Source organism: Bradyrhizobium sp. Bra64 (assembly GCF_024519875.1).
GTDB lineage: Bacteria > Pseudomonadota > Alphaproteobacteria > Rhizobiales > Xanthobacteraceae > Bradyrhizobium > Bradyrhizobium japonicum_G.
On the sequence record NZ_JALJRD010000010.1, the window covers coordinates 63492 to 85333 of the forward strand.

Below are 21842 nucleotides of genomic sequence, written 5' to 3' on the forward strand. Positions count from 1 at the left end.
GCGCGTCAGCCCGTCGCCGTCCTGCCGTTCAGCGCCTTCCTGATCATCTCGGCGAGCTGGTTGCGGCGGTAGGGTTTGGTCAGCAGCATCACGCCGTCGTCGAGCTTGCCGTGGTGGACGATGGCGTTGTCGGTGTAGCCGGAGGTGTAGAGCACCTTCAGGCCGGGGCGGCGCCTGGCCACCTCCTCGGCGAGCTCGCGCCCGCTCAAGCCGCCGGGGATGACGACGTCGGTGAACAGCAGGTCGAACGGCTGGCCGGCCTCGATCAGCTCCAGCGCGGCGCGGCCGTCGGGCGCGGCGACCGTGTTGTAGCCGAGGCTCTGGAGCTGCGCGGTGACGAAGTTGCGCACGAGGTTGTCGTCCTCGACGACGAAAATGGTCTCGGCGCCGCCTTCGGCCTGCGGCGTCGTGGCGACCGCCGTGTCCGCCATGCCTTCGCCCGGCGGCAGATAGAGCTTGATCGTGGTGCCGTGGCCTTCCTCGCTGTAGATCTTGATGTGGCCGCCGGACTGCTTGACGAAGCCATAGACCATGGAGAGGCCGAGGCCCGAACCCTTGCCGACCTCCTTGGTGGTGAAGAACGGCTCGAACGCCTTCTGCTGGACCTCGGCCGGCATGCCGGTGCCGGTGTCGCTGACGGCGAGCATCACGTAGGGGCCGGGCCGCACATCGGGATTGTTCTGCGCATAGGCCTCGTCGAGCACGACCCGGTGGGCCTCGAACAGCAGCTTGCCGCCGTTCGGCATGGCATCGCGGGCGTTGATCGCCATGTTGAGCACGGCATTGGTAAGCCGGGACGGATCGATGTGCGCGGTCATCGGCCCCTGTTCCAGCACGGTCTCGATCTGGATCTGCTCGCCGAGGGTGGGGCGCAGCAGTTTGGCGATGTCCGCGACCGCGGCGTTGATCTCGACGTTGCGCGGCTGCAGCGGCTGCCTGCGCGCAAAGGCGAGCAGGTGCTGGATCAGCTCGGCGCAGCGCTCGGCGGCATCGTCGATCAGCCGCGCCACGCGCTGCAGCTCGGGCTGCTGCTTCAGGCTCGCGACCAGCGTCTCGGTATTGCCGGAGATGACGGTCAGCATGTTGTTGAAGTCGTGCGCGACGCCGCCGGTCAGCTTGCCGATGGCGTCCAGCTTCTGCGACTGGTGCAGCTGCCGCTCGGTCTCGCGCGAAACGGTCGCGTCGTGATAGACCAGCACTGCGCCGGAGACGTTGCCTTGCCCGTCAAGCATCGGCCGGCCGCTGACCATGAGGTGACGGGGCTGATTGCCGCTGTGGGGGCGGACGATCATCTCCAGATTCTCGAACGGCTCGCCGCGCAGCACGCGCACGGAAGGCAGCTCCGCGGGCTTCATCGGCATGACGCCGTCGCCATGAAAGACGTCCGACAGCATCCGCAGATCGCGCAGATTCATGCCGGCGCGGTGCAACAGCATGCGCTCCGCGGCCGGATTGGACAGAAGAACGTTGCCCTCGACGTCGATGACCAGCACCGCCTCCGCCATGCTGCGAAAGGTGCTCTGCAGAACGTTGACCGACAGGCGCAGCTCGTCATGCGCGGTGACCAGATGCTCGGTGCGCTCTGCCACCGCCGCCTCGAGCACTTGCTTGGCGGCCGTGGTCTCCAGCAGCGTGCTCTTGAGCGCCACCTCGGTGCGGCGGCTCTCGCGCATCACCATCACGACCAGCAGCAGGATCACCAGCGCACCGGCGACGTCGATGCCGAGCAGCACGATGCCGGTGCGGCGCGAATCCCGGGAGCGCGCGGCGAGCACGCGCTCTTCCTCTGCGCCCAGACGATCGAGGTTGCCCATCACCGTTTCCATCAGGCCGCGGCCCTCGCCCTTGCCCTGGAGCGCGGCAATGCCGTCCTGATCGTTGCCGGCGCGCAGGCGCATGGCCTCGGCGGCGATCTCGATCCGTCGCAGCGCCAGCGGCTCGGTGCCCTCCAGCAGCGCGACCTGGTCGGGATTGTCGCGCACGCCGCGCTTGAGGTCGGCGAGTGCCGGCGCGATCCGGGCGTGGACTGCCTGGAACTCCTCGCTGAAGCCCGGGCTGCGGTAGATCTCGTAGCCGCGTGCGGCGCTCTCGGCGCGGCGCATCAGGCCGCGCAGATCGGAGATCTTCTTCAGCACCTGGACGGTATGACTGACGTGGGCCGCATCGGACCGCGACTTGACGTCGAGACCGATCGAGGCGGCGGTGATGATCAGGAGGATGGCAAGTCCAGCACCGAGAATGACGCGCTGCGTTGGGATCAAGGGACTTCTTTCTTGTCCTTCGGCCGTGTGCCGTCGCCCGGCCCGGCGAGGCATTCCCGGATCGTGGTCAGCAGCGCGTCCGGCGTGAACGGCTTGCGCAGGCAGCGTGTCGCGCCGAGCTCCAGCGCCATGCGGAGGAAGTCGGGAGAGGGCGAGGCCGATGATGCGAAGGCGTAGCCGGACATCGCGATCAGCGGGACCGCCGGCGCGCGCTCGTGGAAGATGCGGATCGACTCGAAGCCGCGCATATGCGGCATGAAGATGTCGACCAGCATCACCTCGAAGGCCTGTGCTTCCAGCGCAGCCAGTCCCGTTTCGCCGCCGTCGGCCAGCGTGACGTCGAAGCCCTGACGTTGGAGGAGGACCTCGATGGTCGCGCCGACCATCGGATCGTCATCAACCACGAGCACACGCGGCATGACATTTCCCAGTAATCGAAGTCCCCACGATCATTGGTGATATAGGCGAATCGTGCGGCGGGTCAATTTGGGATTGGATAGGGATAGGTATGCACGGTGAAGTGAATACAGGTCCGCTTGCATAGCATTGTCCGAAAAGTCGCCCCATGATGCGCACGATGCGCGCCAACAGCCGGGGCGCACGAGAGGCGCGAAAAAAGGCGCCGCATCGCTGCGACGCCTTCTTCTTCAAGCGTTGTCGGTCGGCTTACGGGCAGGGATGACGCAGGCCATCGTAACCGAGATAGGTTCCCGAGGCCGGGTCGTAGGACCGGTAGCGCTGGGCGCAATAGCCTGCGGAATCGCCGCCGCTGTCGGGCACGACCGCCACTGACGGTTCGTCATAATAGCTGTCGTCGCCGTAGTAGTAGGGATCGTTGTAGTACCCGCCGCCGTAATAGGCGTACGAGCCGAGGCCGCCGATCGCAGCGCCTGCCGCGACGCCGGGCCAGAAGCCGCCGCCGTGATAGCGCCCGCCGCCGCCGTGCCAATGACGGCTGCCGCCGTTCCAGTTGTTGCCTGCGGCTGCTGCGAAGCTGCGGCCACCGCCGCCGCCGATGACAGCTCCGCTACGTGAAGCTGCGCTTGCCGCGAAGCTGGCGCCGCCGCCGCCAACACGTGCCGCACCGAAATTGCCGCCGCCCATGCGGGCGCCGCCACCCCCAAAATGGGCACCACCACCGCCACCGCCGATGTGTGCACCGCCGCCTCCGCCGAAGTGGCCACCGCCACCACCGCCATGGCCACCGCGGCCCTGGGCGAAGCTCGGTGTCGCCAACGGAAGAACCAACGCCACTGCTGCAGCGGCACTCAAGACTTTAAGGCTTCTCATGGTCAAACTCCTTTTCCCGGAAGCAAACCCCGCGAAAGGGCCATAGTTCCTGGGATCGCGACGGTTTGCGCGGGTACAGTCAGCGTCTCATCGGGCCGCTGTATCCAGCATGAACGGATCGCGTCCGATTTGGGGCACTGTCCGTGCCGGGAAGACCCCATCGGCAGCGCGGCACCGCCGCAGTCGCCGAACTGGACATTTCGCCGTCCGGATGGCATCAGGACCCGACGAAGCAGGGCCCTTGCCGCATGAAACAATTCTTCCTCAAGTTCTTCACCTGGTGGAGTGGCGAGACCTTTGGCACCCAGCTCTGGACCACGCGCTACGGCGAGCTGGTCGGCCAGGACGAGCAGGGCAATCTCTATTATCGCACCCGCGGCGGGGCGATCGACCCGACGCTCGGCTTCGAGCGGCGCTGGGTGATCTATAACGGCTATGCGGAAGCGAGCCGTATCCCGCCGTCCTGGCACGGCTGGATGCATCACACCGTCGATGTGCCGCCAACGCAGGAGAACTACCAGCCGCGCGAGTGGGAAAAGCCGCACCAGCCCAATCTCACCGGCACGGCCAACGCCTACCGTCCCTCGGGCTCGACGCTCGCCAGCGGCAAGCGGCCGAAGGCCACCGGCGACTACCATCCCTGGACGCCTGGCTAGCCTTCGGCCCAACGCGAATCTTCATTGCCGGATTGGATGCACGCGCATCCGCCTCACCCTGCTGTGGACAACGGGAACAGCGGGGATGACTCCTGCGCGGGCGTTGCAGCCACGCGAGCGATGCGGCTCAATCGTCCCATCTTGCGGAGATGGGAGACCATCGCGTTCGGTTCGGGCAACAGTTCGCGACTGTCCCGAGATGCAGCGGCCGCCGACCAGGACTCGATCGGGAGATAGGCCCCCGGTCTGGAAGTTCCGAAATCGCCCGATGAAATGTGCAGCCGCCGTAAGACAGGAAAGGCCGCTCGGGAAACCGGGCGGCCTTTTTCTGTTTCTGGTTCCTACATCAGCCGCGCGGCGGCGCGCTTCACCGCATCGATCCGGCGCGCCTGGCCCTGCGCGCCACGTTCCCTGAGCAGCGCCAGCACCTCGGCGGGTGCGGTGTCGGGCGAGCCTGCATTGAACGGCGGTGCCGGATTGTATTCGAGCTGAAGCTGGATCGCCTCCGCGGTGATGCGGTCGACCATGATCGACACCAGCGTCAGCGCGAAATCGATTCCAGCGGTGACGCCGCCGCCGGTGACGCGGTTGCGGTCGACGCAGACGCGCGTGTTGGTCGGCGTCGCGCCGAACTGGCCGAGCATCTCCATCGCGCTCCAATGCGTGGCGGCGCGGTAGCCCTTCAGCAGGCCGGCAGCGCCGAGCGCCAGCGATCCCGTGCAGACCGAGGTGACATACTTCGCGCCTTCGGCCTGCTTGCGCAGGAAATCCAGCACCTCTTCGTCATTGAGCAGATCGTTGGTGCCGCCGCCGCCGGGCACGCAGATCACGTCGAGCTGCGGACAGTCGGCGAATGTCGTGGTCGGCGTCAGCATCAGCACGGAGTCGCTCGGCACAGGCTCGATCCGTTTCCAGATCAGATGCAGCTTTGCGCCGGGCACGGAGGAGAACACCTGCAGGGGACCCGTGAAGTCGAGCTGGGTGACGCGCGGAAACACCAGGAGTCCGATCTGGAGCGGTGACGACATGAGAGCCTCCAATTATGTGCTTGACGGAAGCAGCCTCTCATGATGCCCTTCCGTCCAAAATGGCGTATTTCCCTCGCTTTCGGACATGACCATGATCGGTATCCTGATCTTCCCGGACTTCCAGTTGCTCGATGCGGCCGGCCCGATCTCGGTGTTCGAGATCGCGGCGCGCTGCACCGGCAAGACGACGACCGGGATCCGCGTGCTGGCGTTGAACGCGGGGCCCGTGCGCAGCTCGTCCGGCGTGGAGATGATGGCGCGCGACTTCAAGTCGGCGAATGCGATCACCACGCTGGTCATTGCGGGAGGCGCGGGCGTGACGGATGCCGCGCGCTGCGAGGTCACGCGCGCCTTCGTGCAGCGGCTGGCACGGCGCGGCGTGCGGGTCGCCAGCGTCTGCTCGGGCGCCTATGTGCTGGCCGAGGCCGGCCTGCTCGATGGCCGCCGCGCCACCACGCATTGGGGACGCACGCGGGATTTCGTCGCGCGCTATCCCAAGGTGAAGTTCGAGCCCGACCAGATTTTCACGCGCGACGGTCATGTGTGGACGTCCGCAGGCATCACCGCGGGCATCGACCTTGCGCTCGCGATGGTGACGGAGGATCACGGTGAGCAGATCGCGCAGGACACTGCGCGGCAGCTCGTGCTGTATCATCGCCGCAGCGGCGGCCAGTCGCAATTTTCGTCGCTTTTGGAATTGAAGACGCCGAACGGTCGCTTCGGCGCGCTGCTGTCCTGGGCGCGCGAAAACCTCGACGCCCGCTTGACCGTGGAAGATCTCGCCGATCGCGCCGGCATGAGCGCGCGGCATTTTGCCCGCGCCTTTGCCGCCGAGACCGGCACGACGCCGTCGAAAGCGATCGAGCGCTTGCGCATCGAGGTCGCCCGCGAACGCGTGCAGTCCTCGCGCGAGGCGATCGAGCTGGTCGCGGAAGCGACCGGCTTCGGCGACCCCGAGCGCATGCGCCGCGCCTTCATCCGCGCCTTCGGCCAGCCCCCGCAAGCGCTGCGGCGCGCGGCGCGGGCGGGGTAGAAGCATCGGATCTTGTGGACGAAATCAATCGGCCAGCTCTTGTTCGTCAACCTCGCGATGATCGCATTTTGCCTCGGGTAGCTGGCGAGACGGCGCTTTCCAAAAACGTACACCGCTGTCGATCAAGCCCTGTCCGGCATCGAACTCGTGTTTACGGCTGTCGTGTTTTTTGGACCGTTTTATTTCACCGGCTGAAGAAGGTTACGGTTCAGCCGCCAGCTTTCCCGCCGCCGCGGATGTTTGCGCCCGCGCCGTCAGCCGCCGCGCGATCGGCGTCAGCATGTAGGGCGCAAGGTGGATCGGAAACTGCGTCATCGCGAAATAGAGCCAGGTGGTGGGCGGCAGCGCGCCGGCGGTGGCCGCCAGTATCACGCCCAGATTGCGCTGTGACACCATCAGGCCGAGCGCCAGCGCGCGCTCATAGCCGATGCGGCGGAACAGCAGCGTGGTCACGGCGAGCAGCGTGAAATAGATCGCGAAGGCGAGAGCTGCAAAGCCGATGGTGAAGATCGGCCGGGCGACGAGATCGCTCGCGACATCGCCCATGATCGCGGTCGCGAACACCAGCAGGATGATGATGTTGAAGCCGTCGATCGGCTGCCTGTGGCGCTGGATCGCGGCCGCGCCGAAGACCCATCGGATCACGGTCGCGGCCAGCAGCGATGCTGCGAGGATGCCGAGCAACTTCAGGCCGAGCGCAAGCGGAGAGATGCTGAGCATGTCGCCGAGGAACAGGCTCGCGAACAGCGATGCCGTGAACGGCACCAGCGCGGTCGCGGTCACCAGCGTGACCAGCACGAGCGTGGCGTCGAGGCCCATCAGCGCGGCCAGCGCCGGCGCGGCCATCATCGGCGAGGCGATGCTCTGGAGCATCAATGCCAGGGCAAGGCCGGGCGAGCGCGCCGCGAGCCCGCTGGCATGGACGATCAGCCCGACGATCAGCGGCACGCCGATCATGGTCCAGGCGGTCGCGGTCGCGACCAGCGCGGGCCGGCGCAAATGGCCGTAGAGCGCGGCCAGATCGACCCGCATGAAGGAGATGCAGAGCAGAACGAAGATCGCCTCGGTCACATAGGGGCGCAGCAGCGCCCCGAGCGGCGGCACCGCGACCGCGACGAACACGACGGCGGCCACCGCGCGGGTGCCCTGGCCGCCGAGCCATGTCAGCCCGCGCAGGGGGAGGGCGAAGAGGTTTTGAAAGACGGATGGCATGCGGGACGTCGGAATCAGCCCAACCCTTTCAGCCATTCGCCGATCTCGCTGACGGCGACATTGGCCTGGCGCAACAATTTTCCCATCGTGAAGAAGCCGTGGAACTGGCCGGGATAATGCCTGTAAGCCACGGGCACGCCGGCCTGCTTCAGACGCTCGGCATATTCGTCGCCTTCGTCGCGCAGGGGATCGGCGCCGGCGGTGAGCACATAGGCCGGCGGCAGGCCGGCAAGGCTTTTCGCTTGCGCGGGCGATGCGCGCCAGTCGTGGGTATCGGCGGTGCCGTTGAGGTAATGATCGCGAAACCAGCGGATCACCGAATGGGTCAGCAGCACGCTGGTCTCGGGCTCGCTGTGGGAGCCGTGCGTCATGGCGAAATCGACGGCGGGGTAAATCAGGAGCTGGCCCGCAATCGCAGGACCGTTGCCGTCGCGCGCGGCAAGCGCGACGACGGCGGCGAGATTGCCGCCGGCGCTGTCGCCGCCGATCGAAATGCGCGAGGCGTCGATGCCGAGCTCGCCCGCGTTCGCGGCGACCCATTGGGTCGCGGCGATGGCATCGTCGGTCGCGGCGGGAAACTTGTGCTCGGGCGCGAGGCGGTAATCGACCGAGATCACGATCAGGGCGCCCGCGACGGCGAGCTGGCGGCAGACGACGTCGTGGGAGTCGAGATCGCCGATCACCCAGCCGCCGCCATGGAAGAACACCAGCGCGGGGGACAAGCCGCCGTGCCGGCGCGGCTGTTTCGGAACGTAGATACGCCCGGGTATCGCGCCGTGGGGCGCCGGGATCGACAGCGCCGTGACGCGGGCGAGTTCCGGCGGCTCGGGGTTGGTGGCAACACGCGCCTGCAAGTAATAGGCGCGCGCTTCCGGTGCGGTCAGGGTCTCGTAGGCGGGGCGGCCGGCCTCCTGGAAGGCCTTGTAGACGGCGGCAGCATCGGGATCGAGCGCAACGGGCATGGAGGCGACCTGGCGGTTTCTGGTTGGTTGGACGTCGGCTATCAGGGAAAGCCCGCTTTGGCCCCGGGGAGAGGCGTATCGACTATCCCATCCGGGGGCCGATCTGGCCAGACCGGGCCGGGAAGGGCAGGGATGCCGCCCTTCCCCCGCCGTATTCGCCGTGTTAACCGGATGGCCTGCGAGCGGCGGTACCCCTCTAGAATGTCCAGCAAACCCGATTCGCTGTTGAAGCCGCGCGAGATGTTTCGAACCTTTACCCTGACAGGTCTTGCGGCGCTTTTGGCCGCCACAGCGCTGACGGTTGCGACGCCGGCTCAGGCGCAGATCGGCACGATCTTCTCCGATCCCCCGCCGCTGCGGCCGCCCGGGAGCATTCCGCGCGGCCAGCCCCAGCCGCAGCCAACTCCCGAAGACGACGAGGAGGTGCCGGAGTTGCCGCCGCAGGGCCGCGTGCTGCCGTCGCGCCCGATGCCGCCGCCGGGCCGGCAGGGCAATGTGATGCCGGGGCCGGTCGAGATCCAGCCCTTGGCGCCGCCGCCGGGCTCCAGCGCCGCGCCGCCCAACCAGCTACCCTCCGCGGCGATCGCTCCGCCCAGTCCGCAAGGCGCTCCGGGTGCGCCCGGTCAGCGCCAGCCGCAGCAGAAGGGCGGACCGGGAGGCGCCGTGCCGCAGGCGCCCGCGAGCCTGCAGCCGGGCGACGAGGTCGTCACCGAACCGCCGGCCCAGAAGATCGTGAACAAGAAGGCGACCTTCTCCGGTCTCGACAAGATCACCGGACGCATCATCAATTTCGACGAGGAGATCGGCGAGACCGTCCAGTTCGGCGCGCTGCGCGTCAAGACCGACGCCTGCTACACGCGGCCGGCCACGGAAGCCGCCAACACCGACGCGTTCGTCGAGGTGGACGAGATCACCTTGCAAGGCGAGGTGAAGCGCATCTTCTCGGGCTGGATGTATGCGGCAAGCCCGGGCCTGCACGGCGTCGAGCACCCGATCTACGACATCTGGCTGACCGACTGCAAAGAGCCGCAGCAGACGATTGCGACCGCGGCACCGGATCCCGGCACCAAGCCGGCGACGCCACCGCCGCCGCCCGCGCAGAAGAAGGCCGCGCCCAAGCAGGTGCAGCAGCGTCCGCCGCAGCCGTTGCCGCCGATCCAGCAGCAGCAACCCGCACCGCCGCCACCTCCGCCGCCCGAGCAGCGACCGGGTCTGTTCGGCATCCCGGGGTTTGGCCGCTAAAGCGCGATGAGATTGGGATGAATCGTCATCGCGCTTCAGGTTTTTGTTTGAGCATGATCTTTTCGGAAAACCGCTTCGCACTTTTCCGGATCATGCTCTAGGCCAAATCCCCCCGGATCCGGCCGCTAATTTCCTTGATTATTGCCGCGCGGCGATGATCTCGAGCGCGCGTGCGCCCGGGATCGCTTCGCCGCCAGACAGCCTGAGGAAATCGCCGGGCTCGCCCGCGAGCGCCTTGTCGAGCAGCGCGGTGTAACGCCGCCGCGAAATCTCGGCCGCGCCAAAACTCTTCAGGTGCTCGGTGACATATTGCGTGTCGAGCAGCTCGAAGCCGCCATGGATCAGCCGCGCGACCAGATGCACCAGCGCGACCTTCGATGCGTCGCGCGCGGTGTGAAACATGCTCTCGCCGAAGAAGGCGCGGCCCAGGCTCACGCCGTAAAGTCCGCCGACGAGCTCCTCACCCTGCCAGGCCTCGACGCTGTGGCAATGGCCGAGCTCGTACAGGCCGCCATAGAGGTCGCGGATGCGCTTGTTGATCCAGGTGTCCTCGCGTCCGGCCTGCGGCGCGGCGCAGCCGGCGATCGTCGCCTTGAAGGCGGTGTTGACGGTGACGCGAAACGAATCCGAGCGCACGGTGCGCGCGAGCCGGGAGGCCACGCGAAATCCGCTGAGCGGGATCACCCCGCGCAGTTCCGGCTCGACCCAGAACAGGGTCGGGTCGTCGGCGCTTTCGGCCATCGGAAAGATGCCGCAGGCATAGGCGCGCAGCAGCACGGCCGGCGTGATTTCAGACGAGGCGGAGTCGCGCGAAGTCATGGTTCGCGATCATAGCAGGATCGGCACGCGGTTGCGATGGGTGGCGCGGCTCAGCTCGCCGCGGCGGTATTGGTCTTGCCGGGGGCATCCGGCACACGGCGGAACCGCAGGATGATGCGGGTCCCGGAATGCGCGGGGTCGCGCTCGACCGAGGCGTCGAGCTTGAGGGCCATCGCCGCGACGATGCGCTGGCCCATGCCGGTGGAGCGCGGATCGGCCTTGACGTTGTCGCCCACGCCGTCGTCGGTGATCGACAGCAGCAGATCGTCTCCTTTCGAGCTCAGCTCGACGTGGATCGGGCCGGCGCCGTCAGGATAGGCGTATTTCACCGCGTTCATCACCAGCTCGTTGACGATGATGCCGACGGCGACCGCACGGTCCGGATCGATCTCGATCGGTTCGGCCTTCAACGTCAGGCGCGACATCCGGTTGCCCTCGGCCGAGCGTCTGAGATCCTCGAGCAGCGAGTCCAGATACTGGTTCAGGACCACGCTCTTGAGGTCCTGCGAGGTGTAGAGGCGGCGGTGCACCTGCGCGACCGCGGCGACGCGGCCCATCGCATTGGTCAGCGCCGCCTTGACCTCGTCCTGCGCGGCCGAACTCGCCTGAAGATGCAGCAGCGAGGCGATGATCTGGAGCGAGTTGCCGACGCGGTGGTTGACCTCGCGCAGCAGCATTTCGCGTTCGGCGGCAAGGGCCGCGTAGCGGTCGCGCGAGGCGTGGATCTCGGCTTCGGCTTCCTCGCGCGCCTTCTGCAATTCGGCCTGGCGCAGCGCGCCGTCGGCGGCGACGTGAAGCAGGGGGATGAAATCGCCCTTGACGTCCTTGACGAGATAATCGGCCGCGCCGGCCTTGAGCGCGGTCACCGCGATGCTGGAATCCTGCGAGGCGGTGACGAAAACCACCGGCGGCGCGCCCGGTATCGCCATGATCTGCTCGAGCGTCTCCAGCCCGTCGAGGCCGGGCATGTACTGATCGAGCGCCACGACGTCGATGCCGCCGGCCGTCCCCGCGCGGCGGATGAGATCGAGGCCTTCCTCGCCGCTTGCGGCATGCACGACCTTGTAGCCGCGCCGCGTCAGGCCGCGATCGACCAGGCGCGCCAGCGCGTCGTCGTCGTCGATGTAGAGCAGTGTCGGCGTGTGCTGGTTCATGGGGTGGCGGGCGGGACCTGGATGACCGAGAAGAACAGGCCGAGCTGCCGGATGGCATTGGCGAAATTCTCGTAGTTGACGGGCTTGGTGATGTAGACGTTGCAGCCGAGCTCGTAGCAGCGCTTGATTTCCTGGGAGTCGTCGGTGGTGGTCAGCACCACCACGGGCGAGGCCTTCAGATATTTGTTCTCCTTGATCTGCTTCAGGATGTCGATCCCGGTCATGTCGGGGAGGTTGAGATCGAGCAGGATCAGGAGCGCATTGCCCTTCTGCACGAGCCCGCTGCCGTCGGCCCCGAACAGGTGCTTCACCGCGTCAGTGCCGTTGGCGAAGGAGATGATCTCGTTGTTGACGCCGGACCTTCGGATGTTGCGCTCGATCAGGCGCGCGTGTCCCTCGTCGTCCTCGATCATGATGATGCTGACGGGCTGAGTCATTGGTCGGCGTTCCGGTTGCTGGTGTTCCAGGTGATGGGCAGCGTGATGGTGAAGGTGCTGCCCGTATTCAGTTCCGATGATACCGACATGGTGCCGCCGAGGCGGCGCACAAGTGCACGCACATGCGCAAGCCCGATGCCCTGACCGGGCTTGTCCTGGGTTCCCGCGCGGCGAAACAGGTCGAATATCCGCTGGTGATCCTTCGGATCAATCCCGCGCCCATTGTCGCTGATCTCGAAGATAGCGTAGCCGAGCTTGGTGCGCCCGCGAATTCTGATCTCCCCGGGAGTGCCGGGCTTCAGATACTTAACGGCGTTGTCGATCAGATTGGAGAAGATCTGCTCCAGCGCGAGGCGGTCGCTGACGAGATCGGGCAGGGGAGCGATGTGGATCTCCGCCTGCGCCTCGGCGGCCTGATGCGCCAGGGTCGACACGATCGCTTCGATCAGCTCGCTTGTGTCGATCTTTTCCGGCTGGAACTCGCGCCGGCCCTCGCGGGTGAGATTGAGGATCGCCGAGATCAGGCGGTCCATCTTGGCGATCGACGACTTGATGAAGCCGAGCGCTTCGGAAAAATCCGCTGAAAGCTGCTTGTCAGGGCCTTCGAGCGCGATCTCGCCGGTCGAAGGCGGCGGCCCGTCGGCCGGGACATGGGTGAGGCCGCCGATACGGCGGAAGATGTCGCCGCCAAGCTCTTCCAGTTCGCTGGTGAAGCCCATGATATTGACGAGTGGCGAGCGGAGATCGTGGCTGACGATATAGGCAAAGCGCTGGATCTCGTTGTTGGCCTCACGCAGGTCTGCCGTGCGTTCATCGACCACGGCCTCCAGATTGACGTTGGCATCGCGCAGTCGCGCTTCGGCCTCGTCACGGGCGCCCGCGGAGCGCCGCACCAGCCAGGTCGAGATCAGGGCCAGCAGCACGACGAGGCCCGAACCGATGCCGGTCATCGATGCGGCGAGCGTCTGGCTGCGGTCGGAATTCACGGTTCGGAGCCGGAACAGGCGCTCCTCCTCCTGGATCATGACGGCCGCGACCTTGCCGATCTCGGCCGTGGTGTCGGCGGAGGCGGCCTCGCGGACCAGCGCGGTGGCCTTGTCGAGCTGTCCCTGCTGGACGAAATCCACCTCTCGCGCGAACTGGCCGAGCCGGGTTTCGATCGCCGCGCTCAGCTTCTCGATGCTCTCGCGCTGCGCAGGATTGTCGCCGGTCAGGCGCGTGAGCCTGTCCAGGGCAGGTATGATCGCGGCCACGGCCTTGTCGTGGTCGGCCTTGAAATCCGCCCCTTGCGTCAGGAGATAGCCGCGGGTGGCACTCTCGGCACGCCGGATTTCCAGGAGCAGGGCGTTGATCTGGTTCTCGGCCTCGATGGTGTGAACCACCCATTTGCTGTCGTCTCTGGCCTTGTTGACCAGATAGACGGAGCCGGCGCTGATCACCGTCAACACCAGAAGACCCGCTGCGATCAGCAGGATCTGCCAAAATGCACGCCGTCGCTGCCACTCGGCTGTCACGACGGCCTCACCTGATCAGGTTTAACGGAATTCAAAACGCCCCCTCGGAACTGTCCCCAAGGTCTAGAACGTGATTGGGGCCAACGGGTTCCAGAGGGAGAGAAGATTATTTCGGAGCCGGTTCCGTCTTGCCGGCGAGGTACTGTTCCAGCCAATGGATGTGGTAGTCGCCGTTGATGATGTCGTCCTGGCGCACCAGATCGCGGAACAGCGGCAGGGTGGTCTCGATGCCTTCCACCACCATCTCGTCCAGCGCCCGGCGCAGCCGCATCAGGCATTCGGCGCGGGTCTTGCCGTGTACGATCAGCTTGCCGACCAGCGAGTCGTAATAGGGCGGGATCGTGTAGCCCTGATAGACGGCGGAATCGATCCGCACGCCGAGCCCGCCGGGCGGGTGATATTGCGTGATGCGGCCCGGCGAGGGCCGGAAGGTCTGCGGGTTCTCGGCGTTGATGCGGCATTCGATGGCATGGCCGATGATCTGAATCTCATTCTGCCTCGCCGGCAATTCGCCGCCGGCGGCGATGCGGATCTGCTCCAGCACGAGGTCGATGTCGGTGATGCTCTCGGTGACGGGATGCTCGACCTGGATGCGGGTGTTCATCTCGATGAAGTAGAACTCGCCGTCCTCGAACAGGAACTCGATGGTGCCGACGCCGAGATATTTCATCTCGCGCATCGCCTTGGCGCAGGTCTCGCCGATCTTCGCGCGGGCGGCAGCGGCCAGCACCGGCGAGGGGCCTTCCTCCCAGACCTTCTGGTGACGCCGTTGCAGCGAGCAGTCGCGTTCGCCGAGATGGATCGCGCCGCCGCGGCCGTCGCCGAGGATCTGGATCTCGATGTGGCGCGGCTTCTGGAGATATTTTTCGAGGTAGACCGACGCGTCGCCGAAGGCTGACTTGGCCTCGTTGGCGGCGGTCTGCAGCGCCACCGCCAGATCAGCCTCGCTTTGCGCGACCTTCATGCCGCGGCCGCCGCCGCCTGCCGCCGCCTTCACCAGCACGGGAAAGCCGATCTCCTTGGCGATCGCCATCGCGTCGTCCTCGGGGCCGACGCCGCCGTCGGAGCCGGGCACGACCGGAATGCCGAGGCGCTTCGCGGTCTTCTTGGCCTCGATCTTGTCGCCCATCAGGCGGATATGCTCGGCCTTGGGGCCGATGAAATGCAGATTGTGCTCGGCGAGGATTTCCGCGAAGCGCGCGTTCTCCGACAGGAAGCCGTAGCCGGGATGCACGGCATCGGCGCCCGTGATCTCGCACGCCGCCAGCAGCGCGGGCACGTTGAGGTAGCTGTCCTTGGAAGCCGGCGGCCCGATGCACACGCTCTCGTCCGACAGGCGTACATGCATGGCATCCGCGTCGGCGGTGGAGTGCACGGCGACGGTCGCGATCCCGAGCTCCTTGCAGGCTCTGAGGATGCGAAGGGCGATCTCGCCGCGATTGGCTATGAGGATCTTGTCGAACATGGTGTCCTTAAGGGACTGGCGCGCGGGACGCGGCGAGGGCGGAGGGCCACCCCAAGCCTTTGCTGAATGCCGTCACTCGATGATGACGAGCGGCTCGCCGTACTCGACCGGCTGGCCGTCCTCGACCAGGATCTGCGTCACCGTGCCGGCGCGCGGCGAGGGGATCTGGTTCATGGTCTTCATGGCTTCGATGATCAGCAGCGTCTGGCCGACCGAGACCTTGCTGCCGACCTCGATGAACGGCTTGGCGCCGGGCTCCGGCGCCCAATAGGCGGTGCCCACCATCGGCGAGGTCACGGCGCCTGGATGCTTCGACAGGTCGGCTGCGGCAGCGGCCGGCGCGGCAGCCGCGGTTGCCGGCAGGGCGGCGGGAGCGGCTGCCATCTGCATCGGCATGGTCGCGGCGACGCTGACGTTGCGGGCGACGCGAAGGCGCACGCCGGCGCGTTCGATCTCGATCTCGGTGAGGCTGGTTTCATCGAGCAGCAAAGCGAGCTCGCGGACGAGCGCGGAATCCTCGCTGGAAAACTTTGCGGCTGCTTTGTCGTCTGGCTGGCGCGCCATGTTGTTTGATCCGAATGTTCTGTGTGAAGGGGAGCGTCAGGCTTGGGGCTTGATGCCGAGCTTGGCGGCAAGGCCCTGGATGGCGAGGCGGTAGCCCTCGATGCCGAAACCGCAGAGCGAGGCGAAGGCCGCGCGCGCGGTATAGGAGTGGTGACGAAAACTCTCGCGGGCGTGGATGTTGGTCACGTGCACTTCGACCGTCGGAATCTGCACCGCGAGCAGCGCGTCGTGCAGCGCGATCGAGGTGTGCGAATAGCCGCCGGCATTGATGATGATGCCCCTCATCTTGCGGGCGTGGGCCTCGTGGATGAAGTCGATGAGCTCGCCTTCGCGGTTGGACTGCCGGCAGTCGGCTTTGAGGCCGTACGTCGCGGCGGTATCCCGGCACAGCGCCTCGACATCGGCCAGCGTCGCATGGCCATACTTCTCGGGTTCGCGCGTCCCCAGCATGTTGAGGTTCGGCCCGTTCAGAACGAGGATCGTGTCGGTTGCAGGTTCAGCCATTCCCATCCCGGAAGAGGTGCTTCAGCGTGGCGGGGGTTATAGGTAACAAAGCGTCCTAGGGGAAGCCTTGAAGGGCCTCCCGGAGACGTCGAGGCACCTCATCCGGGGTGCAAAAACCTGTGCGGAAGCTACGGAAATTGCTTGTTAACCAGTCGGAAGCATGGCTGTCGGAGCGGAACAGGCGAGCGGTCCGCCGATAGGCCGAAAGCCCCCGCCGATCTCTCGGCAGGGGCTCGTTGGGACGATCAGTCAGCGATGCGGCTTAGCCTTCGATGATGTACACGATCTCGCGCGTCTGCGGACGAACGATGACGTACTGGCCGTGCACGAAGATCACCTCGTAGCCGCGCCACTCCGGATAGATCTCGACAATCCGGGGCGGGAGCGGATGGAAACGAACGCTCGCCGGGATCGCCGTGCCGACCGCGATGTTGAAGTTGACGTTCGTGGTCTCTTCGATCTTGGTCGACTTGATCGCCGTTGAGATCTGGGTCCGCTTCTCGGGAGGCGGTGCTGAAGCGGTCGCGGACGCGGTGCCTGTGGTGGTCTGCGACTTGGTCTCGGCACCCTTGGCGGTCTCGGCGCCCTTGGTCTGAGCGTTCATGTTGCCGCTCTTGGTGTCGGTCTCCGTGCTCTTGGACTTGTCCATCTGGGACTTGTCCATCGTGCTCTTCGACTTGTCCTGCGCGGATTTGTCCTGCGCGCCCTGGGCGTGCTCACCCTTCGCCGCGCCGGCCTTCTCGTCAGCCGCGTTCTTGTGCATCGCGCCGGACTTTTCCATCCCGCCGGATTTCTCCATTGCGCCAGACGACTTCTCCTCGGCGGCCGCGCCGGGCTTCATGGTGCTGGCGCCGCCAGCCTGACCCACTGTGCCCTTCGTGCCCTTCTCGGGAGCCGCGGATTCCTTGCCCATCGAGCCGCGCTCGGCCGCGCCGCCCGACGGTTGCGAATGCTGCGTCGGCTGCGCGCCTGCGCCGCCGCCGCTGTCGCGGTTCATGGTGCCCTGTGCGTTCGCCAGACCGGTACCGGCGACGAGCGCGAGCGCGGCAACCGAGATCATAAAGCGGTTAGACATTGAATTTCTCCTCACGTGTTTCGTGTTTATTGCGTCATTGCCCGCGCCAACAACGAAAGGAGGTATCACTAGTTCCGGAACATCCAGGGTTCCGCGGCATTTGTTTATTGAACGCCAGATGAACGCGCGCGCCGCATCTGCGACACGTCCATGGTGGCAGCAGCGCAAAAAGAGCCAAAAGAAAAAGCCGGCTTTTCAGCCGGCCTTTGCTTCGTGCGTGATGCTGAAGTCAGGGGATCAGCAGGTCGCCTTGCCGCAGCGTGCGATACCGATCTTCTCCCTGAGACCGTCGACGCCGACGGCGCCGACCACGATCTGCTTGCCGATCACGTAGCTCGGCGTGCCGTTCATGCCCATCGCTTCGGCAAGCTTGAAGTTCTCCTCGATGGTGGCGCGCACCTCGGGGCTGGCGAGGTCCTTCTCGATTCTGGCGGTGTCGAGGCCGGCTTCCTTGGCCGCCTGAAGCGCGCGGGCCTTGTCGGCCGCGCCGCGGCCGCCGAGCAGCTTCTGGTGGAAGTCGAGATATTTCTTGCCGGTGGGATCCTGCATGCGCACGGCGACCGCGACCTGCGCGGCTTCGACCGAACCCTGGCTCAGCACCGGAAACTCCTTCAGCACCACCTTCAGCTTCGGGTCGGCCTTCATGAGGTCGAGCATGTCGCCCATCGCGCGCTTGCAGTAGCCGCAATTGTAGTCGAAGAACTCGACGAAGGTGACGTCGCCATCCTTGTTGCCGAGCACGACCTGGCGCGGCGAATTGAAGATCGCCTCGGAGTTCTGCGCGATGCTGGCCTCGTGCTTCTGCGTCTCGGCCGCGGCCTGGCGCTTGGTGAGCTCGGTCATCGCTTCCTCGAGCACCTCGGGATGGCTGACGAGGTAGTTCTTGATGATCGCTTCGATGTCGGTGCGCTGGGAATCGGAGAAGCTGTCGGCCGACGCGGGCGCGGCCACGCCGAACATGGCGAGCGCAAACAGCGCGGGAGCAAGCAGGCGCAGCGAAGGCATAGGCAAATCCTCTTATCCAAAGCAGGTTTCGGAAAACGTCCCGGCGGACTTGAAGCCCGGTGGCGTGACGTCGTGGTGTCGGGCGTCGTCTGGTCGATCTAGTTACGCGGCGGCCTAGTTACGCGGCGATTTGGTCGCCACGATGTCGTCGGCCTTGACCCATCCGGGCGTGCCGACGGCGAAACGGGTCTTCGCGCGCGTCGCAAGCTCGCGGGCGGTCTTGTTGTCGCCGCGCAGATAAGCGGCCTGGGCCGACGCCAGATCCGCCTCGGCATAGTCTCCCTTCCGGCCATAGGCCATCGCGAGCTGCATGAAGCCGAGCGGCGCCTCGGGCTCCCGCGCCACGGCGGCACGGAGAATCCTGATGGCGTCGTCCGTGTAGGCCTTATTATCGGTTCCAACCAGAGCCTGCCCAAGTAACATCTCGATGAGGGGCGCGTTGTTCGACAGCTGCACCGCCTTGCGCAGGGCCGGGATCGCCTCGGCCGGCTTGCCGCCTTCCAGCAAGGCCTGGCCGCGCACCTCGTAAAAATACGGATTGTTCGGCTGTACCTGGATCAGGGCGTCGATCTGGGCGAGCGCGCTGCGCAGATCGCCGTGCAGATAGGTGCTGATGGCGCGGGCATAGCGCGCCGGCATGCTGTCGTTGGTCTGCGGATAGCGCCGGTACACCGTCTCCTGCCGTTCCATGAAGGCGGAGATCTTGGCGCGCACCATGTCGTGGCGGAGCTGGAGCGCGGGATCGTCCTTCTTGTCCCAATACGGGCTGGTGCTGGCGAACTCCTGGAGCGCCGCGACGCGCTCGGCGGGCATCGGGTGCGACTGGAGATAGGGATCGGCGCCGCGTGCCGCGAACAGGCTCTCGCTGGTGAAGCGCTTGAAGGTCTCGTACATGCCTTTCGGCGACTGGTGGGTCGCAGTCAGGAATTTCACGCCGGCGCGGTCGGCGTTCTCCTCCTGCTGGCGCTGGTATGACAGCAGCGAGCGGCGGATCATCTCCTGCGGGCCGGCGATCGCGGCCGCACCGGCATTGGCGAGCCCGTTGTTGCCGGCGCCGCGTGTGGTGCCGGCGACCATCGCACCCGCACCCAGCAGCATGGCAATGATCATCTGGGTCTGGGCGTTGGCGAGCTGCTCGCGCAGCTTGGACAGATGGCCGCCGGCCAGATGTCCGGTCTCGTGCGCGAGCACGCCGATGATCTGGTTCGGGGTCTCCGACTGGAGGATCGCGCCGTAATTGACGAAGATACGGCGGCCATCGGCGACGAACGCATTGAAGTTGCCGTCGTTGAGGATCACCATCTGGATGTTCTGCTTCTCCAGACCGGCCGCGCGCAGGATCGGGCGCGTGTATTCGCGCAGCAGCTGCTCGGTCTCGGTGTCGCGCAGCACCGGCAGCCCGTTCTGCTGCGCCTGCGCCGCCGGGAACGGCAGTATCGCGATCGCAGCCGCCGTGACGAGGGCGGTGAGAGCGGTGGCCTTCTTGCGCAATGTGATCTGGAGCAACATCAAGCGGTCTGGGTCAAACGGGCTTGGCATACGGTCTTGGCAAGCAGTCTTGGTCGAGAGCAGTTTGTGGATTGGTTTTGGCGATTGGCGGCGGACCGGATACGCGATATGCCCTTGTGAGCCGTCCCCCTTATGAGCCGTACAATGCGGCCAGTCTGGGGCGCAAGCGCCCCGTTTCCCGGACCGGACGGACCGGTCCGCCAGCGAATTAGCAGAAACCGATGCACGATGCGACATTGAGGAACCGGTTGGGGCAGTGGCTCGAGCCCTCCCGCCGCAGCGACGTTCCCCCGTTCATGGTGATGGACGTCATGGCCGCCGCGGCCCGAATCGAGGCGGCCGGCGGCCATGTCATCCGCATGGAGGTCGGCCAGCCCGCCGCCGGCGCGCCGAAAACGGCGATCGCGGCCGCCCGTGCGGCGCTGGAGGCCGGGCGGATCGATTATACCTCCGCGCTCGGCATCCCGAGCCTGCGCGAGCGGATCGCACGCCACTATCGCGATGCGTATGGCTGTGACGTCAGCCCGGAACGGATCGTGGTGACCACCGGCTCCTCCGGCGGGTTCATCCTGGCCTTCCTGTCGATGTTCGAACCCGGCGACCGCGTCGCCGTGACGGTGCCGGGCTATCCGCCATACCGTCATATCCTCACCGCGCTCGGCTGCGAGCCGGTGCTGATCGAGACCACCAACGAGACGCGCCATGCGCTCACCGGCGAAGCGCTGCTGGCGGCCCATCGCAAGGCGCCGCTCAAGGGCGTGCTGGTCGGCAGCCCCGCCAATCCGACGGGGACGATGATGTCCCGCGAGGCGCTCGCGGGCCTCATCGCGGCGGCGGAAGATGCCGGCATCCGCTTCATCTCGGACGAGATCTACCACGGCCTCGACTACGCGTTTCCCGCGGTGACGGCGGCGGCGCTGTCGGACCGCGCGCTCGTGATCAATTCGTTCTCGAAGTATTTCTGCATGACGGGGTGGCGCGTCGGCTGGATGGTGGTGCCTGATGTGCTGGTGCGGCCGATCGAGCGCCTGCAGCAGAACCTGTCGATCTCGGTGCCGTCGCTGTCGCAGATCGCAGCAGAGGCTGCCTTCGACGGTGCGGCCGAGATGGAGGAGATCAAGCACGGCTATCAGGAAAACCGGCGCATCCTGATCAAGGGATTGCCCAAGGCAGGCCTCAGCAAGTTTCTGCCGGCCGACGGCGCCTTCTATCTCTATGCCGACGTCTCCGACTTCACCTCCGACAGTTTCGAGTTCGCCAAGCAGATGCTGGAGCAGGCACACGTTGCGGCGACACCGGGCGTCGATTTCGATCCCGTCCATGGCCGTTCCTTCATACGGTTCTCTTATGCGCGTTCGGCCGCGGAGATGCGGGAAGCAGTTGACCGGATCGCTCACTGGCTTAAATAGCCGCCAGTTTTCGACAGCCGTTTCGAAAACAGCCTTGTTTCGAAAACAGCCTTGCGGAGTTCAACTTGTCTGACCGTTCCCTCGCGCCCACTGCTGCGCCGCATTCTCCTCTTGCCGCCTTGATGTGGCCCGCCCGGCCGGGTGAAACCGTCGGCGCCTTGCGCGCCATCGTGCTGATTGCGCTCGGCACCGCCTTGATGGCGCTGTCAGCCAAGGTGAACCTGCCGCTGCCTTACGTGCCCATGACATTGCAGACGCTGGTCGTGCTGATGATCGGCGCGGCGTATGGCTGGCGCCTTGGCAGCGCAACCATGATCGCCTACCTCGCCGAGGGCGCGATGGGCCTGCCGGTGTTCGCCGGTCCCGTGGGCGGAATTGCACCGCTGGTCGGCCCGACCGCGGGCTACCTGTTCGGCTTCATCGGCGCCGCCTTTGTCACCGGCTGGCTCGCCGAGCGCGGCTGGGATCGCAGCGTAGTGCTGCTGTTTGCGGCCATGGCGGCCGGCCACATCCTCATTCTGGCCGCGGGCTTCGGCTGGCTGGCCTGCGGCGTTGGCCTTGGCGCTGCGAAGGCGTGGCAGGTCGGCCTTGCGCCGTTCATTGCGGCCTCGCTGGTCAAGAACGCGCTGGGCGCGACGCTGATGCCGGCGGCACGCCGGATCGTCGATCGCAGCTAAAGCGCGCAATGAAGAGCAGTTCCAAT

Annotated in this window: 21 protein-coding genes; 5 read left to right on the plus strand and 16 right to left on the minus strand. The window is 66.1% G+C overall.

The window, feature by feature from the left end:
• Positions 1 to 5: 5 nt before the first annotated feature.
• The 3 genes from NR187_RS25140 to NR187_RS25150 all read right to left on the minus strand — a co-directional run bounded on the left by NR187_RS25140 (position 6) and on the right by NR187_RS25150 (position 3551).
• A complete protein-coding gene (locus tag NR187_RS25140) occupies positions 6 to 2261 on the minus strand; it encodes a CHASE3 domain-containing protein (protein WP_256808011.1) in 2256 nt (751 codons plus the stop codon).
• Complete coding sequence (locus NR187_RS25145; RefSeq protein WP_211385569.1) at positions 2258 to 2680, minus strand: response regulator; 423 nt, start codon at positions 2678 to 2680, stop codon at positions 2258 to 2260. Before NR187_RS25145 ends, NR187_RS25140 begins: the two co-directional genes overlap by 4 nt.
• Before the next feature lie 247 nt (positions 2681 to 2927).
• The gene (locus tag NR187_RS25150; RefSeq protein WP_256808013.1) at positions 2928 to 3551 is read right to left on the minus strand and encodes a BA14K family protein; all 624 of its coding nucleotides are present in this window, start codon (positions 3549 to 3551) and stop codon (positions 2928 to 2930) included.
• Positions 3552 to 3799: 248 nt separating this feature from the next.
• Here NR187_RS25150 and NR187_RS25155 point away from each other — a divergent pair, with 248 nt between their 5' ends.
• Positions 3800 to 4207 carry an NADH:ubiquinone oxidoreductase subunit NDUFA12 gene (locus tag NR187_RS25155; RefSeq protein WP_256808014.1) on the plus strand — a complete coding sequence of 136 codons (408 nt, stop codon included), beginning with the start codon at positions 3800 to 3802 and terminating at the stop codon, positions 4205 to 4207.
• Between the two features lie 341 nt (positions 4208 to 4548).
• Here NR187_RS25155 and NR187_RS25160 read toward each other — a convergent pair whose 3' ends face one another.
• A complete protein-coding gene (locus tag NR187_RS25160; protein WP_256808016.1) occupies positions 4549 to 5235 on the minus strand; it encodes a DJ-1/PfpI family protein in 687 nt (228 codons plus the stop codon).
• A gap of 91 nt (positions 5236 to 5326) precedes the next feature.
• Here NR187_RS25160 and NR187_RS25165 point away from each other — a divergent pair, with 91 nt between their 5' ends.
• Complete coding sequence (locus tag NR187_RS25165; RefSeq protein ID WP_211385573.1) at positions 5327 to 6268, plus strand: GlxA family transcriptional regulator; 942 nt, start codon at positions 5327 to 5329, stop codon at positions 6266 to 6268.
• A gap of 201 nt (positions 6269 to 6469) precedes the next feature.
• Here NR187_RS25165 and NR187_RS25170 read toward each other — a convergent pair whose 3' ends face one another.
• Both NR187_RS25170 and NR187_RS25175 read right to left on the minus strand, forming a co-directional pair.
• Complete coding sequence (locus NR187_RS25170; protein WP_211385813.1) at positions 6470 to 7480, minus strand: Na+-dependent transporter; 1011 nt, start codon at positions 7478 to 7480, stop codon at positions 6470 to 6472.
• 14 nt (positions 7481 to 7494) lie between these two features.
• The gene (locus tag NR187_RS25175; RefSeq protein WP_256808017.1) at positions 7495 to 8442 is read right to left on the minus strand and encodes an alpha/beta hydrolase; all 948 of its coding nucleotides are present in this window, start codon (positions 8440 to 8442) and stop codon (positions 7495 to 7497) included.
• Positions 8443 to 8643: 201 nt separating this feature from the next.
• On the opposite strand from NR187_RS25175, the gene NR187_RS25180 reads away from it, so the two are divergent.
• On the plus strand, positions 8644 to 9684 hold the full coding sequence (locus NR187_RS25180; RefSeq protein WP_211385576.1) for a DUF2155 domain-containing protein: 1041 nt from the start codon (positions 8644 to 8646) through the stop codon (positions 9682 to 9684).
• A gap of 138 nt (positions 9685 to 9822) precedes the next feature.
• On the opposite strand, the gene aat is transcribed toward NR187_RS25180, so the two are convergent.
• From aat to NR187_RS25230, 10 genes are all read right to left on the minus strand, one after another.
• Positions 9823 to 10503, minus strand: a complete 681-nt coding sequence (gene aat, locus NR187_RS25185; RefSeq protein WP_256808019.1) for a leucyl/phenylalanyl-tRNA--protein transferase — start codon at positions 10501 to 10503, stop codon at positions 9823 to 9825.
• Between the two features lie 50 nt (positions 10504 to 10553).
• Positions 10554 to 11657, minus strand: a complete 1104-nt coding sequence (locus NR187_RS25190; protein WP_211385578.1) for a sensor histidine kinase — start codon at positions 11655 to 11657, stop codon at positions 10554 to 10556.
• Positions 11654 to 12094: a response regulator gene (locus tag NR187_RS25195; protein WP_211385579.1), complete on the minus strand. Its 441-nt coding sequence runs from the start codon at positions 12092 to 12094 to the stop codon at positions 11654 to 11656. The genes NR187_RS25190 and NR187_RS25195 overlap by 4 nt, the downstream gene beginning before the upstream one ends.
• Positions 12091 to 13608, minus strand: coding sequence for a CHASE3 domain-containing protein (locus NR187_RS25200; RefSeq protein WP_211385580.1), 1518 nt, complete (start codon positions 13606 to 13608; stop codon positions 12091 to 12093). Before NR187_RS25200 ends, NR187_RS25195 begins: the two co-directional genes overlap by 4 nt.
• Positions 13609 to 13714: 106 nt before the next feature.
• Positions 13715 to 15073, minus strand: a complete 1359-nt coding sequence (gene accC, locus NR187_RS25205; protein WP_211385581.1) for an acetyl-CoA carboxylase biotin carboxylase subunit — start codon at positions 15071 to 15073, stop codon at positions 13715 to 13717.
• A gap of 72 nt (positions 15074 to 15145) precedes the next feature.
• Positions 15146 to 15637, minus strand: a complete 492-nt coding sequence (gene accB, locus NR187_RS25210) for an acetyl-CoA carboxylase biotin carboxyl carrier protein (protein ID WP_211385582.1) — start codon at positions 15635 to 15637, stop codon at positions 15146 to 15148.
• A 36-nt stretch (positions 15638 to 15673) separates the two neighbouring features.
• Positions 15674 to 16141: a type II 3-dehydroquinate dehydratase gene (aroQ, locus tag NR187_RS25215; RefSeq protein ID WP_211385583.1), complete on the minus strand. Its 468-nt coding sequence runs from the start codon at positions 16139 to 16141 to the stop codon at positions 15674 to 15676.
• A 262-nt stretch (positions 16142 to 16403) separates the two neighbouring features.
• Entirely contained in the window at positions 16404 to 17216 is an 813-nt protein-coding gene (locus NR187_RS25220) for a DUF1236 domain-containing protein (protein WP_256808022.1), read from the minus strand.
• Between the two features lie 237 nt (positions 17217 to 17453).
• Positions 17454 to 18221 (minus strand): DsbA family protein, encoded by a 768-nt coding sequence (locus tag NR187_RS25225; protein WP_211385585.1) that lies wholly within the window; start codon positions 18219 to 18221, stop codon positions 17454 to 17456.
• Between the two features lie 114 nt (positions 18222 to 18335).
• A complete protein-coding gene (locus tag NR187_RS25230; protein ID WP_211385586.1) occupies positions 18336 to 19730 on the minus strand; it encodes a M48 family metalloprotease in 1395 nt (464 codons plus the stop codon).
• A 221-nt stretch (positions 19731 to 19951) separates the two neighbouring features.
• Here NR187_RS25230 and NR187_RS25235 point away from each other — a divergent pair, with 221 nt between their 5' ends.
• Both NR187_RS25235 and NR187_RS25240 read left to right on the plus strand, forming a co-directional pair.
• On the plus strand, positions 19952 to 21139 hold the full coding sequence (locus NR187_RS25235) for a pyridoxal phosphate-dependent aminotransferase (protein ID WP_256808024.1): 1188 nt from the start codon (positions 19952 to 19954) through the stop codon (positions 21137 to 21139).
• A gap of 122 nt (positions 21140 to 21261) precedes the next feature.
• A complete protein-coding gene (locus tag NR187_RS25240; protein WP_211385814.1) occupies positions 21262 to 21816 on the plus strand; it encodes a biotin transporter BioY in 555 nt (184 codons plus the stop codon).
• Positions 21817 to 21842 lie beyond the last annotated feature (26 nt).

Bases quoted from the DNA above. Each gene is read 5' to 3' on its own strand.
- NR187_RS25220 (WP_256808022.1), bottom strand. From the start codon at position 17,216: ATGTCTAACCGCTTTATGATCTCGGTTGCCGCGCTCGCGCTCGTCGCC.
- NR187_RS25160 (WP_256808016.1), bottom strand. From the start codon at position 5,235: ATGTCGTCACCGCTCCAGATCGGACTCCTGGTGTTTCCGCGCGTCACC.
- NR187_RS25240 (WP_211385814.1), top strand. From the start codon at position 21,262: ATGTGGCCCGCCCGGCCGGGTGAAACCGTCGGCGCCTTGCGCGCCATC.
- NR187_RS25190 (WP_211385578.1), bottom strand. From the start codon at position 11,657: ATGAACCAGCACACGCCGACACTGCTCTACATCGACGACGACGACGCG.
- NR187_RS25165 (WP_211385573.1), top strand. From the start codon at position 5,327: ATGATCGGTATCCTGATCTTCCCGGACTTCCAGTTGCTCGATGCGGCC.
- NR187_RS25170 (WP_211385813.1), bottom strand. From the start codon at position 7,480: ATGCCATCCGTCTTTCAAAACCTCTTCGCCCTCCCCCTGCGCGGGCTG.
- accC (WP_211385581.1), bottom strand. From the start codon at position 15,073: ATGTTCGACAAGATCCTCATAGCCAATCGCGGCGAGATCGCCCTTCGC.
- NR187_RS25235 (WP_256808024.1), top strand. From the start codon at position 19,952: ATGCACGATGCGACATTGAGGAACCGGTTGGGGCAGTGGCTCGAGCCC.
- NR187_RS25175 (WP_256808017.1), bottom strand. From the start codon at position 8,442: ATGCCCGTTGCGCTCGATCCCGATGCTGCCGCCGTCTACAAGGCCTTC.
- NR187_RS25230 (WP_211385586.1), bottom strand. From the start codon at position 19,730: ATGTTGCTCCAGATCACATTGCGCAAGAAGGCCACCGCTCTCACCGCC.
- NR187_RS25145 (WP_211385569.1), bottom strand. From the start codon at position 2,680: ATGCCGCGTGTGCTCGTGGTTGATGACGATCCGATGGTCGGCGCGACC.
- NR187_RS25155 (WP_256808014.1), top strand. From the start codon at position 3,800: ATGAAACAATTCTTCCTCAAGTTCTTCACCTGGTGGAGTGGCGAGACC.
- NR187_RS25225 (WP_211385585.1), bottom strand. From the start codon at position 18,221: ATGCCTTCGCTGCGCCTGCTTGCTCCCGCGCTGTTTGCGCTCGCCATG.
- aat (WP_256808019.1), bottom strand. From the start codon at position 10,503: ATGACTTCGCGCGACTCCGCCTCGTCTGAAATCACGCCGGCCGTGCTG.
- NR187_RS25195 (WP_211385579.1), bottom strand. From the start codon at position 12,094: ATGACTCAGCCCGTCAGCATCATCATGATCGAGGACGACGAGGGACAC.
- NR187_RS25150 (WP_256808013.1), bottom strand. From the start codon at position 3,551: ATGAGAAGCCTTAAAGTCTTGAGTGCCGCTGCAGCAGTGGCGTTGGTT.
- NR187_RS25180 (WP_211385576.1), top strand. From the start codon at position 8,644: ATGTCCAGCAAACCCGATTCGCTGTTGAAGCCGCGCGAGATGTTTCGA.
- accB (WP_211385582.1), bottom strand. From the start codon at position 15,637: ATGGCGCGCCAGCCAGACGACAAAGCAGCCGCAAAGTTTTCCAGCGAG.
- aroQ (WP_211385583.1), bottom strand. From the start codon at position 16,141: ATGGCTGAACCTGCAACCGACACGATCCTCGTTCTGAACGGGCCGAAC.